Origin of the sequence: Cognatiluteimonas weifangensis, from assembly GCF_003416885.1 — a bacterium.
GTDB classification, from domain to species: domain Bacteria; phylum Pseudomonadota; class Gammaproteobacteria; order Xanthomonadales; family Xanthomonadaceae; genus Cognatiluteimonas; species Cognatiluteimonas weifangensis.
On sequence record NZ_QVPD01000005.1, the window covers coordinates 129,327 to 141,667 of the forward strand.

The window sequence follows — 12,341 nt, forward strand, 5'->3', positions numbered from 1 at the left end:
GTCGAAGGCTGCCCGCGGGGTGGAGGAGGGACGCCGCTTTTGCAGTGCGACCTTGCCAACCGCCGCACCCTCACCCTGCTTCGCTGCGCGAAGCTGTCCCTCTCCCCGCCAGCGGGGCGAGGGCAAGGCGGTTCCTTCTCCCCGCATGCGGGGAGAAGGTGCCGAAGGCGGATGAGGGGCCGGCGGAGCGGCGGAAGCTATTCCGGCGGGGGCGAGGACGCAGCGATGGGGCGAGGATCAAAGGTCGCGCAGGTAGAAGGCGTTGCAGCCGCCGTGGCCGGTGGCGCCCAGCGGCGCGGGGATGCGCCGGAAGCCGCTGCGATCGTACAGCTTCATCGCCGCGTCCATGCCGCGCAGGGTCTCCAGGTAGCACTGGCGGAAGCCGAAGCCGCGCGCGGCCTGCAGGCAGCGCGCCATCAACGCGCTGCCGGCGCCGAGGCCGCGCAGTTCGGGCAGGAAATACATCTTGCGCAACTCGCAGGTGTCGGCATCGCCACCCTGCAGCGGCGCGACCCCGCCGCCGCCGAGCACGCGGCCGTCGCGCTCGACCACGAAGTAGGCGCTGCGCGGCGCCGCGTAGGCGCGGCTCATCCAGTCGACTTCCGGGTCCTTGATCGCGAAACCCTCGCCGCCGGCGCCGAACTCGGGCATCACCGTGCGGATGATGGCGGCGATCGCCGCATCGTCGCCCGGCGCGATCGGGCGCAGCGACCAGGCCGGTCCGGTCATGGCGTCGCCTCCGTGCCGGCCTGCTCCAGCCGCAGTGCGAATTCGTCCGGCGGCAGCCCGGGCGCGAACAGGAAGCCCTGACCGACCGGCACCCCGAGTTGCAGCAGGAACTGGCGCTGGGCTTCCGATTCCACGCCCTCGGCCACCAGCCCCAGGCCCAGGCTGCGGGCGATCCCGGACACCGCCTGGCAGACGGCGACGTCGGACTTGTTGTGCGGCACGCCTTCCAGGAACAGCTGGCTCAGCTTGAGGCCGTGGATCGGCAGCCGCCGCAGGTAGTTGAGCGCGCTGTAGCCCTCGCCGAAGTCGTCGATGGTCAGCAGCACCCCCAGCGCGCGCAACTCGGCGAAGGTGCGCAGGGTGTCGGGCGCGTCCTCGATCAGCACGCGCTCGGTGAATTCCAGTTCCAGCGCGGCGCCGGGCAGGTCGAACTCCTGCAGCAGCGCGCGCACGCTGTCGGCGAGGTCGTCGCCGAGGAACTGGCGGTAGGAGACGTTGACCGCGATCCGGACCACGCCCAGGCCCGCGTCGCGCCACGCGCGCGCCTGGCGGCAGGCCTCGCGCAGCACCCAGCCGCCGATGCGGACGATGTCGCCGGTGGTTTCGGCGTGGCCGATGAAGCGGTCCGGGCGCATCTCGCCCAGGTGCTGGTTGTGCCAGCGGATCAGCGCCTCGGCGGCGACGATGCGGCCGCGGTGCAGGTCCACCTGCGGCTGGTAGACCAGGTGGAACTCGCCGTTCTCCACGGCGCGACGCAGTTGCGTCTCCACCCGCAGGCGCTCCTGCTGCGCCAGCGCCAGCGCCGGCGTGAACGCCTGCCAGCCGTTGCGGACGCGGCGCTTGCTGTCGTACATCGCGGCGTCGGCGTTCTGGATCAGCGCCTGCGGGGTGTCGCCGTCCTCGGGCGCGCGGGCGATGCCGATGCTGGCGGTGATGGTGAATTCCTCGTTGTCGAAGCGGAAGCTGTCGCCGAAGGCCTCCAGGATCGCCTCGGCCACCCGCTCCGGGCGCCCGGGGTCGTCGTCGATGCTGCACGTCACCAGGAACTCGTCGCCGCCGAAACGCGCGATCAGGCCCTCGGTGCCGACGGCATGGATGATGCGCCGCGCCGCGGAGACCAGCAGATCGTCGCCGGCGCCGTGGCCGAGCACGTCGTTGACCACCTTGAAGCGGTCCAGGTCGATGTACAGCACGGCGATGCGCGTGGTGGTCGCATCGCCCAGGCGGGTCTGCAGTTCGCCGAGCGCGGCGTCGCGGTTCAGCAGCCCGGTGAGGGGATCGCTGCGGGCCTGGATCCGCAGGGTTTCCTCGGCCTGCTTGCGCTCGGTGATGTCCTGCAGGGTGCCGGTGACGTGCCGCGACAGCGGTTGCGCATCCTCGGGTTCGCCCAGTACGCGCACGCAGAACGGGCGGCCGTCGCCGCGCCGGCCGTGCAGTTCGAGGTCGAAGCTGCCGCCGCCGGCCAGGGTGCGCTCGAGGGCGTCGCGCAGGCGGTTGCGGTCGGACTCGGACAGGGTGGCCTGCAGCTGTTCCATCGTCGCCGCGGCGTCGCCGAAGCCGAGGATGCGCTGCCCCTCGTCGCTGAGGTAGAGCTGGCCGCGGCCGGCGTCCCATTGCCAGCCGCCGATGTGCGCCAGCGCCTGCACGCGTTCGAACAGCGCGCTGTCGCGCTTGAGCTCGGTGACGTCGGTGAACAGCGACAGCACCTGGTGCGGCTTGTCGGCGCCGGGGGCGAACTGCGGCACCGAGGTCACCGACAGCCAGGTCAGCTGGCGCCGGCGCTCGTTGTAGAAGCCGAGCACGGTGCTGTCTTCCACCCGCCCGCTGCGCAGCGCCTGGAAGGCGGGCAGGTCCTGCTCCTGCAGTTCGTGCCCGTTCTCGTCCACCACCCGCCAGCGCCCGGGCCGCAGCTCCTCGTCCAGGCTCAGGCCGTCCTCGACCTCGAGCATGCGGGTGGCGGCGGCGTTGGCGTAGACGATGCGGCCCTGCGCATTGCGCACGATGATGCCCTTGTCGATCACCTCCATCAGCTCGCGGTAGCGCAGTTCGGCCTCGACCCGGCTGCTGAGGTCGCGCGCCACCGCGACGATGCAGGGCCGGCCGTCGTACTCGAAGTTGGCCGAGTGCACCTCCACCGGGAAGCGGGTGCCGTCGGCGCGCATGTTGGTGACTTCCACCACGTAGCTGCCGCCGCTGCTCAGGGCGCTCCAGACCGGACCCAGGTAATCGCGCGGCAGATCCGGGTTGAGCACGTGCAGCGGCTGGCCGACGATCTCCGCGGGCGCGCGCCGGTAGGCGCCGATGCCGGCCTTGTTGAGATCCAGCACGGTGCCGTCCCAGGCGATCACGCTGACCGGGTCCGGGACCGCGTCGAACAGGGCGCGGTAACGGTTGCGTTCCGCGGCGCCGGCGGCGGACTCCAGCCGCAGCGCGGCGGCGGCCTGTTGCAGCAGCGAGCGCAGCCCGCGCGGCAGGGTGGGGTTGTCGGCGGCCCGTTGCAGCGCGGCCAGGATCTTGGCGATCTCCGGCTGCGCGGGGGTCGCGGAGGCCGGCGCGGGCGCGTTGGCGTTCACGTCGCCGCCAGCGCCCGGGTGACCTTGCTGCCGCTGGCACGGCCGAGCACCGCGGCCAGCCAGCGTCCGGTGTCGACCAGCCGGCCCAGGTCGATACCGGTGTCGATGCCCAGGCCGTGCAGCATGTAGACCACGTCCTCGCTGGCGACGTTGCCGCTGGCGCCTTTCGCGTACGGACAGCCGCCGGTGCCGGAGACCGAGGAATCGACCACCGCCACGCCTTCCTCCAGGCAGGCGAGGATGTTCGACAGCGCCTGGCCGTAGGTGTCGTGGAAATGCACCGCCAGCGCGGCCATCGGCACTTCCGCCGCGACCGCGCGCAGCATCGCCCGCGCCTTGCCGGGAGTGCCGATGCCGATGGTGTCGCCGAGGGACACTTCGTAGCAGCCCAGCGCGTGCAGCGCGCGCGCCACCCGCACCACGTCCGCCAACGGCACCGCGCCCTGGTAGGGGCAGCCGAGCACGGTGGAGACGTAGCCGCGCACGCGCACCCCGTCGGCGCGCGCGCGCTCCATCACCGGCGCGAAGCGCGCCAGCGACTCGTCGATGCTGGCGTTGATGTTGCGCTGGTTGAAGGCTTCCGAGGCCGCGGTGAAGATCGCGATTTCCTCGACGCCCGCGGCGCGTGCGCGTTCATAGCCCTGCAGGTTGGGCACCAGTACCGGATAACGCACGCCGGGCAGGCGGGTGATGCCGGCGTAGACTTCGGCGGCGTCGGCCAGTTGCGGGATCCATTTCGGACTGACGAAGCTGGTCGCCTCGATGCACTGCAGGCCGGTCGCGGACAGGCGGTCGATCAGCTCGATCTTGGCTGCCGTGGGGACGATCGTTTTTTCGTTCTGCAGGCCGTCGCGCGGTCCGACCTCGACGATCCGCACCCGCGCCGGCAGCGGCGACGCCAGGGCCATGTCACGGCTCCAGGGTGATCAGCACGGTGTCGGCCTCGACGAACTCGCCGGCCGCCGCGCCCACGCTCGCGACCACGCCGTCGCGCGGCGCCTTGAGCGCGAGCTCCATCTTCATCGCCTCGATGACCAGCAGTTCCTGCCCCGCCACGACGCTCTCTCCCGGGCCGGCCTTCACCACCACCACGCGTCCCGGCATCGGTGCCCGCAGGCGGTCGTCCTGGGCGCCCTGGGTCTCGCCCTGGCGACGATACACCTCGACCGGCTCCAGTTGCAGGCGGGACTGGCCGTCGTGCAGCAGCAGCCGGCGCGGCCCGGCGCGGTACAGGAACCGCTGCGCGCGCTGGTCGAAACGGGCGCCGAGCACACCGTCCTCCAGCCGCGCCCCGGAAACCGTGACCGCGTGCCCGCCGGCCTCGATCCGGTACTCGCCGCCGCTGCCCTGGGCGGTCAGCAGCAGGCGCTGGCCGCGGTGCAGGAAAGCCAGGTGGCGCTTGCCGGCATGGCCCAGGCGCCAGCCGTCGGCCAGCGCCCAGGGCGACCCGGGGTCGGCCGAGCCGGCGGCCCGCGCCGCCTGCGCCTGCTCCTGCAGCAGCAACTGCACGGTGGCCGCGGCGAACAGCTGCTGCGGGTCGACCGCGGCGTCGGCGGCAGGGACGAATTCGTCGAGATGGCGGTCCAGGTAGCCGGTGTCGATGCTGGCGCCGACGATCGCCGGGTGCCGCACCAGCCGTTCCAGGAACGCGATGTTGGACTTGGGCCCGACGACGTCGCATTGCGCCAGCGCCTCGCGCAGCCGCGCCAGCGCTCGCGGGCGGTCGGCGTCGTGCACGATGAGCTTGGCGATCATCGGGTCGTAGAAGATGCTGACGGTGTCGCCTTCGACCACGCCCGAGTCGATGCGCACGTGCGCGCCCGGCGCCGGCAGCCGCAGCCGTTCCAGGGTGCCGGACCCGGGCAGGAAGCCGGCTTCCGGATCCTCGGCGTACAGCCGCACCTCGATCGCGTGGCCGCGCTGCGGCACCTGCTCCTGGGCCAGCGGCAGCGGCTTGTCGGCGGCGACCCGCAGCTGCCATTCGACCAGGTCCAGGCCGGTGGTCATCTCGGTCACCGGATGCTCGACCTGCAGCCGGGTGTTGATCTCCATGAAGTAGAACTCGCCCGACGGGGCGACGATGAACTCCACCGTGCCGGCGTTGGCGTAGTCGATCGCGCGCGCCGCCTGCACCGCGGCCGCGCCCATCGCCGCGCGCAGCTCCGGGGTCAGGAACGGCGAGGGCGATTCTTCCAGCACCTTCTGGTAGCGGCGCTGGGCCGAGCATTCGCGCTCGTTGAGGTGGATCGCGTTGCTGTGCGTGTCGGCGAACACCTGGATCTCGATGTGCCGCGGCGACTGCACGTAGCGCTCCAGCAGCACGCGGTCGCGGCCGAACGCGCCGGCGGCCTCGCGCTGGCAGCTTTCCAGGTGCGGCAGGAACTCCTCCAGCGTGCGCACCACGCGCATGCCCTTGCCGCCGCCGCCGTGCGCGGCCTTGATCATCAGCGGAAAACCGATCCGCGCCGCCTCGCGCGCCAGCGCCTGTGGCGACTGCTCGGCGCCGGTGTAGCCCGGCACCACCGGCACCCCGGCGGCGGCCATCAGGTCCTTGGCGCCGGCCTTGCTGCCCATCTTCCGCATCGATGCCGCCGACGGGCCGATGAACACCAGTCCGGCGGCCACGACCGCCGCGGCGAAGTCGGCGTTCTCGCTGAGGAAGCCGTAACCGGGATGGATCGCCTGCGCGCCCGATTGCCGGGCGACTTCGATGATGGCATCGCCGCGCAGGTAGCTGTCCTGCGGCTGCGGCCCGCCGATCGGCCAGGCCTCGTCGGCCTGGCGCACGTGCTGGGCGTCGGTGTCGGCCTGCGAATACACCGCCACGGTGCGGATACCCAGGCGCCGGCAGGTGCGGATCACGCGGCAGGCGATCTCGCCGCGGTTGGCGATCAGGATCTTGTCGAACAGCGGGGCGGAGGCCATCAGTGCGCGGTCCAGGCGGGCTTGCGCTTTTCCAGGAACGCGGCGATGCCTTCCTGGCCTTCCGGCGAGACCCGCAGGCGCGCGATCAGGGCGGCGTTGGCGGCATCGACCGCGGCCGTGTCGGTGGCGGCGGCGACCTCGCGCACCAGCGCCTTGGCGCCGGCGGCGGCGACCGGTCCGGCCTTCAGCAACAGCTCGATCTGCCGTTGCACCGCGGTGTCCAGCGCGGCCGCGTCGACCACCTCGTGCAGCAGGCCGATGCGCCGGGCTTCGGCAGCGTCGAAGATTTCCGCGCTGGCGAACCAGCGCCGCGCCTGGCGCGCGCCGACCGCCGCGATCACGTACGGTGAGATCACCGCCGGCAGCAGCCCGAGCCGGCTTTCGGTGAGGCCGAACTTCGCTCCCGCCACGCCGATGGCGATGTCGCAGGCCGCGACCAGGCCGACGCCGCCGCCGAACGCGGCGCCGTGCACGCGCGCGATGGTCGGCTTGGGCAGTGCGTCGAGGGTGCGCAGCAGGCGGGCGAGGGCGAGCGCGTCGTCGCGGTTCTCGGCCTCGCTGGCGGCGGCCATGCCGCGCATCCAGTTCAGGTCGGCGCCGGCGGAGAACGAGGCGCCGGCGCCTTCCAGCACCACCACGCGCACGCCGGGATCGGCGCCGAGGGCCGACAACGCGGCGGTCAGCGCCGCGACCAGACCGGCGTCGAAGGCATTGTGCAGTTGCGGCCGGTTCAGCCGCAGGCGGGCCACGGCGCCGTCGCGCTGGGCCAGCAATGGCAAGGGTTCGCTCACGCCCACATCCCCCGATTCGGGCGGTCATGATACCGGGCGGCGACAGGGAGAATGCGATCCATTCTCGTTTATCATAGGATGACCGATCCGCCATCCCCCTGCCAGGCCAGGTTCCATGTCCCGATTCCGTTGGCTGTTCCTCCCGCTGCTGGCGGCCGCGCTTGTGCTGGGCGCCTTTGCGGCGCGGGCCAATCCGCAGGCGCAGATGCTGTGGCAGCTGCTCGACTACATCGCCGTGGACTACCCGGGCGCGGTGCGCGACGGCAAGGTGATCAGCGCCATCGAGTACCAGGAGATGCAGGAGTTCTCGGCCACCGTGGGCGAACGCCTCGCGCAGTTGCCTGCGCATCCGGCGCGCAGCGGACTGCAGACCGAAGCCGCGGCGTTGCAGGCCGCGGTGGCCGCCAAGGCCGCGCCGGCCGAGGTCGAACGCCTGGCGCGGGCGCTGGCGGACGACCTGCTGCGCGCCTATCCGGTGCCGCGTGCGCCCGACCGCGTCCCCGACCTGGCCGGGGCGGCCGCGCTGTACCAGCAGCATTGCGCCAGTTGCCACGGCGCCACCGGCGCCGGCGACGGCCCCGCCGGCATCGCCCTGGATCCGCCGCCGATCGACTTCACCGACGCCGCGCGCGCGCGGCAGCGCAGCGTGTTCGCGCTGCAACAGGTGATCGAACAGGGCCTCGCCGGCACGGCGATGGCCAGCTATGCCCGACTGCCGGAAACCGACCGCTGGGCGCTGGCGTTCTACGTCGGGCAACTCGCCTTCCCGCAGGCGCGGATGTCCCGCGGCGAGGCGCTGTGGCTGCAGCGCGCCGACGTGCGCACCGCGGTGCCGGACCTCGCGGCACTGGTGCAGACCTTGCCCGGCGGCATCGCCGGGCTGGACCAGGCCCAGGCCGACGACCTGACCGCGTACCTGCGGCGGCAGCCGCAGGCGGTCGCAGCCGGGAGCGCTGCCGGCGGCGTCGCCCCCCTGACGCTCGCCCGCAGCCGCCTGCAGGAAGGCATGGTCGCCTACGCCGCCGGCGACGCGCACGCGGCGCGCGACAAGTTCCTGTCCGCCTACCTCGACGGTTTCGAACCGGTCGAGCCGATGCTGGCCACGCGCGACAAGCCGCTGCTGGCCGAGGTCGAAGCGGCGATGATCGCGTTGCGCGCGCAGGTCGGCGCGCGCGCCGATGTTGCCGCGGTGCAGGCGCGGGTGACGGAGGTGGCGGCCCTGTTCGATCGCGCCGAGATCGCGATCGGCGGCGGCGATGCCGAGACCGGCGCCGGCGCGGCCTTCGTCGGCGCGCTGACCATCCTGCTGCGCGAGGGCCTGGAAGCGCTGCTGCTGGTGATCGCGATGGTGGCGTTCCTGCGCAAGTCCGATCGCACCGACGCGATGCCCTACATCCATGGCGGCTGGATCGGCGCGCTGCTGGCCGGCGGCGCGACCTGGCTGGTCGCCACCCATCTGGTCGAGGTGAGCGGCGCCAGCCGCGAACTCACCGAGGGCTTCGCGGCGCTGTTCGCGGCCGCGGTGCTGGTGTCGGTCGGCATCTGGATGCACGGCAAGAGCCAAGCCAACGCCTGGCAACGCTACGTCCGCGAGCAGATGTCGCAGGCGCTGTCGCGCGGGTCGGCCTGGTTCATGTTCCTGCTGGCGTTCGTGATCGTCTATCGCGAGGCGTTCGAGACGGTGCTGTTCTATGCCGCGCTGTGGAGCCAGGGCAACCATTCGGCGGTGCTGGCGGGGGCGGCGACCGCGGTGGTGGCGCTGGCGGCGATCGGCTGGCTGATGCTGCGCTACAGCCGCAAGCTGCCGTTCGGGCAGTTCTTCGCGGTCAGCGCGCTGCTGATGGCGGTGCTGGCGGTGGTGCTGGCAGGCAAGGGCGTGGCCGCGCTGCAGGAGGCGGGCTGGCTGCCGGTGTCGCTGGTGCCCGCGCCGAGCATCGACCTGCTCGGGGTGCATCCGACCTCGCAGGGCCTGCTGGCGCAGCTGGCGGTGCTGCTGGTGCTGGTCGCGGGCTTCGCCTGGAATGCGCGCGGCGCACGTATTGCCGCGCGCTGAGGAGACGGAGCGTCGCCGTCGTCTAATGCCTGCGGCGGACCTTGGTGTCGGTGGCTTCGGTCATCTCGACCTGCAGGGTGAACACGCGCAATTCGTCCGGGTGCAGGGCGCCCACGCCGATGATCTGGCGGTTGATCTCCTCGCCGCGCTCGTTGCGCAGGGAGAGCACCATCGAGTACTCGTAGACCTTCTCGCCTGCCGGGGGCGCGAGCGTGCCCTCGATGCGCAGCGGCGAGATGCGGGTCTTCTCGCGTTGCAGCGAGGCCTCGTCGTAGCGCAGGTGGCCCCGGCAGGCGGGGCACACGCTGGCGCTTTCGAGGATGGTCGCCTTGCAGTGGGGGCACGGGCGCGTCGCGCCCGCGGTCCCCGGGCGCGCGCTGCTCATGACGCGGAGATGCTTTCCACGTTGCCGGCGGGTTTCGCGGCGCCCTTGTCGTCCCAGCCGAAATCGGCCTGGCCGCGCATGCGCGCACCGGCGGCCACGGTGAGCGAGCCGGCCTTGACGTCGCCGACCAGCACGCCGCCCTGCAGCAGCTCGACCTGCGCGGCGCCTTCGATGTTGCCTTCCAGCTCCCCGGCGATCATCACGCGCTTGGCGCGCACGCCGCCGGTGAGGCGGGCGCCGGGCTCGATGGTCAGATCGCCCTGGACGTTGACGTCGCCCTTGAACTTGCCGGCGATGCGGACGTGACCGGAGCCTTCGATCTTGCCCTCGATCGTCAAGTCGGCCGCGATCAGCGATTCCTTGGCCGCGACCGGCTCGGCGCGGCGCGGCGGGATTCCGGGACTGGGGGAGGAGGTGTCCGTGGCGGCCGGCATCTCACGGTAGGGCGGCGGGTCGGGGGTGAACGGGGCCGCTTCCTTTTTGGCCGTGCTCTGCGGGTTGAAGATCGCCATGGCAAGAAAATCCTCGTGTGACTGCGTTGTGATGATGCCCCCTGCACCATCGAGACTAGCACGCCGGTTGCGCGCATTGCCTGTGCGCGGCATCACCAATTTCCGGTCGCGGCCGTGCCGGGTCTGGCGCGATTACATCCGGAACACGCCGAAGCGGGTGCCCGCGCGGCCCGGCGCGCTTTCGATCGGCGCGTTCAGCGACGCCGAGATCCCCAGTCCCAGCACCCGCCGGGTGTCGGCCGGGTCGATGATGCCGTCGTCCCACAGCCGCGCGGTGGCGTACCACGGGCTGCCCTGGGATTCGTACTGTTCGCGGATCGGCGCCTTGAATGCCTCTTCTTCCGCCGCCGGCCAGTCGCCGCCGCGGGCCTCGATGCCGTCGCGCCTGACCGTCGCCAGCACGCTCGCCGCCTGCTCGCCGCCCATCACCGAGATGCGCGCGTTGGGCCACATCCACAGGAAGCGCGCGCCGTAGGCACGGCCGCACATCGCGTAGTTGCCGGCGCCGAAGCTGCCGCCGATCACCACGGTGAACTTGGGCACGTGGCTGCACGCCACCGCCGTCACCATCTTGGCGCCGTCCTTGGCGATGCCGGCCTGCTCGTACTTCTTGCCGACCATGAAGCCGGTGATGTTCTGCAGGAACACCAGCGGGATGCCGCGCTGGTTGCACAGCTCGATGAAGTGCGCGCCCTTGAGCGCCGATTCGGAGAACAGGATGCCGTTGTTGGCGACGATGCCCACCGGATAGCCGTGCAGGTGGGCGAAGCCGGTGACCAGGGTCTTGCCGTAGCGCGCCTTGAATTCCTGCAGCTCGCTGCCGTCGACGATGCGCGCGATCACCTCGCGGATGTCGAACGGGCGGCGCGTGTCCTTCGGCACGATCCCGTACAGCTCCTCGCTGGCGTACAGCGGCTCGCGCGACTCGCGCACCGCCAGCGGCAGCGCCTTGCGGCGATTGAGGTTGGCGACGATGTCGCGCGCGATCTGCAGCGCGTGGCGGTCGTCCTCGGCGAAGTGGTCGGCGACGCCGGAGATCGCGGTGTGCACGTCGGCGCCGCCGAGGGTCTCGGCATCGACGATCTCGCCGGTAGCCGCCTTCACCAGCGGCGGGCCGCCGAGGAAGATCGTGCCCTGTTCCTTCACGATCACCGACTCGTCGCTCATCGCCGGCACGTAGGCGCCGCCGGCGGTGCAACTGCCCATCACCACCGCGACCTGCGGGATGTTCTCGGCGCTCATCCGCGCCTGGTTGTAGAAGATCCGGCCGAAGTGCTCCTTGTCCGGAAACACCTCGTCCTGCAGCGGCAGGAACGCGCCGCCGGAGTCGACCAGGTAGATGCACGGCAGGCGGTTCTCGCGCGCGATCTCCTGCGCGCGCAGGTGCTTTTTCACCGTGATCGGGAAGTAGGTGCCGCCTTTCACCGTGGCATCGTTGGCGACCACCACCACTTCCTGGCCGCACACCCGGCCGATGCCGCAGACCATGCCGGCCGCCGGCGCCTTGCCGTCGTACATGTCCTCGGCCGCCAGCGGCGCGATCTCCAGGAACGGCGAGCCCGGGTCGAGCAGGGCGACCAGGCGCTCGCGCACCAGCAGCTTGCCGCGCTGGGTGTGCTTGTCGCGGGCCTTCTGCCCGCCGCCCTCGGCCGCGTGCGCCAGGCGCCGGTCGAGTTCGTCGACCAGGGCGCGGTGCCAGGCGACGTTGTCGCGGAATTCGGGCGAGCGCGGATCCAGTTGCGAGGCGATGGCGGGCATGCGGTGCGGCAGGTGACAGCGGAGCCGCAAGGATACCGTTAGTCGCCGGGTGCCGATGACGGGTCGATGTGCGCGCTGGGCGCAGAAACAAGAAGACCCGCCGCAGCGGGTCTTCCTGCACGTCGTGGAAAGACGCTTACTTCTTGGCTTCTTCGGCGGCGGCGTCGGCCTTGTCGGCGACGTTCTGCGCGGCGTCGGCCGTGGCCTGCGCGGCATCGGCGGTGGCGTCGGCAGCGGTGGCAGCGGCTTCGTTGGCGGCGGCCTTGGCGGCGTCGGCGGCCTGGTCGACGTTGGCGGCGACTTCACCGGCGGCCTCGCCGGTGGCGGCGGCCGCGGCTTCCACGCCCTGCTGGGCGGCGTCGGCGGTGGCGGCGCCAGCCTGATCGGCGGCGGCGGCGGCCTCGGCGGCCTGCTGCTGGGCTTCCGGGGTCTCGTTCTTGCACGCCGACAGGGCGAGCACGGCGGCGGCGGCGATGACGAAAAGCTTGGTGTTCATGGCGATCTCCGAAGGGGTTGTCTGATGGAGCTGGTGGGCTCAGGCAACGCCTTTTCGCGCTGCGGGGTCGGCATCCGCCGACGGGCTGTCGTCAACCGACAGGGGTCCGGCCATGCGGG

At 71.9% G+C, this 12,341-nt stretch carries 10 protein-coding genes; 1 reads left to right on the plus strand and 9 read right to left on the minus strand.

The window, feature by feature from the left end:
- Nucleotides 1-237 precede the first annotated feature (237 nt).
- The 5 genes from D0Y53_RS06645 to D0Y53_RS06665 are packed head-to-tail and all read right to left on the minus strand — an operon-like array spanning nt 238 to nt 7,018.
- On the minus strand, nt 238-729 hold the full coding sequence (locus D0Y53_RS06645) for a GNAT family N-acetyltransferase (protein WP_117202427.1): 492 nt from the start codon (nt 727-729) through the stop codon (nt 238-240).
- Nucleotides 726-3,302, minus strand: coding sequence for a sensor domain-containing protein (locus D0Y53_RS06650; RefSeq protein ID WP_233511688.1), 2,577 nt, complete (start codon nt 3,300-3,302; stop codon nt 726-728). Before D0Y53_RS06650 ends, D0Y53_RS06645 begins: the two co-directional genes overlap by 4 nt.
- Nucleotides 3,299-4,210 carry a hydroxymethylglutaryl-CoA lyase gene (locus D0Y53_RS06655; protein ID WP_199492012.1) on the minus strand — a complete coding sequence of 304 codons (912 nt, stop codon included), beginning with the start codon at nt 4,208-4,210 and terminating at the stop codon, nt 3,299-3,301. The genes D0Y53_RS06650 and D0Y53_RS06655 overlap by 4 nt, the downstream gene beginning before the upstream one ends.
- 1 nt (nt 4,211) lies before the next feature.
- The gene (locus D0Y53_RS06660) at nt 4,212-6,227 is read right to left on the minus strand and encodes an acetyl/propionyl/methylcrotonyl-CoA carboxylase subunit alpha (protein WP_199492013.1); all 2,016 of its coding nucleotides are present in this window, start codon (nt 6,225-6,227) and stop codon (nt 4,212-4,214) included.
- Complete coding sequence (locus tag D0Y53_RS06665; protein ID WP_117202542.1) at nt 6,227-7,018, minus strand: enoyl-CoA hydratase-related protein; 792 nt, start codon at nt 7,016-7,018, stop codon at nt 6,227-6,229. Before D0Y53_RS06665 ends, D0Y53_RS06660 begins: the two co-directional genes overlap by 1 nt.
- A gap of 115 nt (nt 7,019-7,133) precedes the next feature.
- On the opposite strand from D0Y53_RS06665, the gene D0Y53_RS06670 reads away from it, so the two are divergent.
- Nucleotides 7,134-9,071 (plus strand): FTR1 family protein, encoded by a 1,938-nt coding sequence (locus D0Y53_RS06670; protein ID WP_117202428.1) that lies wholly within the window; start codon nt 7,134-7,136, stop codon nt 9,069-9,071.
- Between the two features lie 22 nt (nt 9,072-9,093).
- Here D0Y53_RS06670 and D0Y53_RS06675 read toward each other — a convergent pair whose 3' ends face one another.
- From D0Y53_RS06675 to D0Y53_RS06690, 4 genes are all read right to left on the minus strand, one after another.
- Nucleotides 9,094-9,456 carry a hypothetical protein gene (locus D0Y53_RS06675; protein ID WP_117202429.1) on the minus strand — a complete coding sequence of 121 codons (363 nt, stop codon included), beginning with the start codon at nt 9,454-9,456 and terminating at the stop codon, nt 9,094-9,096.
- Nucleotides 9,453-9,968, minus strand: coding sequence for a bactofilin family protein (locus tag D0Y53_RS06680; protein ID WP_117202430.1), 516 nt, complete (start codon nt 9,966-9,968; stop codon nt 9,453-9,455). Before D0Y53_RS06680 ends, D0Y53_RS06675 begins: the two co-directional genes overlap by 4 nt.
- A 132-nt stretch (nt 9,969-10,100) precedes the next feature.
- Nucleotides 10,101-11,726 carry a carboxyl transferase domain-containing protein gene (locus D0Y53_RS06685; RefSeq protein WP_117202431.1) on the minus strand — a complete coding sequence of 542 codons (1,626 nt, stop codon included), beginning with the start codon at nt 11,724-11,726 and terminating at the stop codon, nt 10,101-10,103.
- 136 nt (nt 11,727-11,862) lie between these two features.
- On the minus strand, nt 11,863-12,222 hold the full coding sequence (locus D0Y53_RS06690; RefSeq protein ID WP_117202432.1) for a hypothetical protein: 360 nt from the start codon (nt 12,220-12,222) through the stop codon (nt 11,863-11,865).
- Nucleotides 12,223-12,341: the final 119 nt, after the last annotated feature.

Coding starts and splice junctions, on each gene's coding strand:
- D0Y53_RS06685 (WP_117202431.1), bottom strand. CDS start 11,726: ATGCCCGCCATCGCCTCGCAACTGGATCCGCGCTCGCCCGAATTCCGC.
- D0Y53_RS06655 (WP_199492012.1), bottom strand. CDS start 4,210: ATGGCCCTGGCGTCGCCGCTGCCGGCGCGGGTGCGGATCGTCGAGGTC.
- D0Y53_RS06645 (WP_117202427.1), bottom strand. CDS start 729: ATGACCGGACCGGCCTGGTCGCTGCGCCCGATCGCGCCGGGCGACGAT.
- D0Y53_RS06690 (WP_117202432.1), bottom strand. CDS start 12,222: ATGAACACCAAGCTTTTCGTCATCGCCGCCGCCGCCGTGCTCGCCCTG.
- D0Y53_RS06675 (WP_117202429.1), bottom strand. CDS start 9,456: ATGAGCAGCGCGCGCCCGGGGACCGCGGGCGCGACGCGCCCGTGCCCC.
- D0Y53_RS06660 (WP_199492013.1), bottom strand. CDS start 6,227: ATGGCCTCCGCCCCGCTGTTCGACAAGATCCTGATCGCCAACCGCGGC.
- D0Y53_RS06680 (WP_117202430.1), bottom strand. CDS start 9,968: ATGGCGATCTTCAACCCGCAGAGCACGGCCAAAAAGGAAGCGGCCCCG.
- D0Y53_RS06670 (WP_117202428.1), top strand. CDS start 7,134: ATGTCCCGATTCCGTTGGCTGTTCCTCCCGCTGCTGGCGGCCGCGCTT.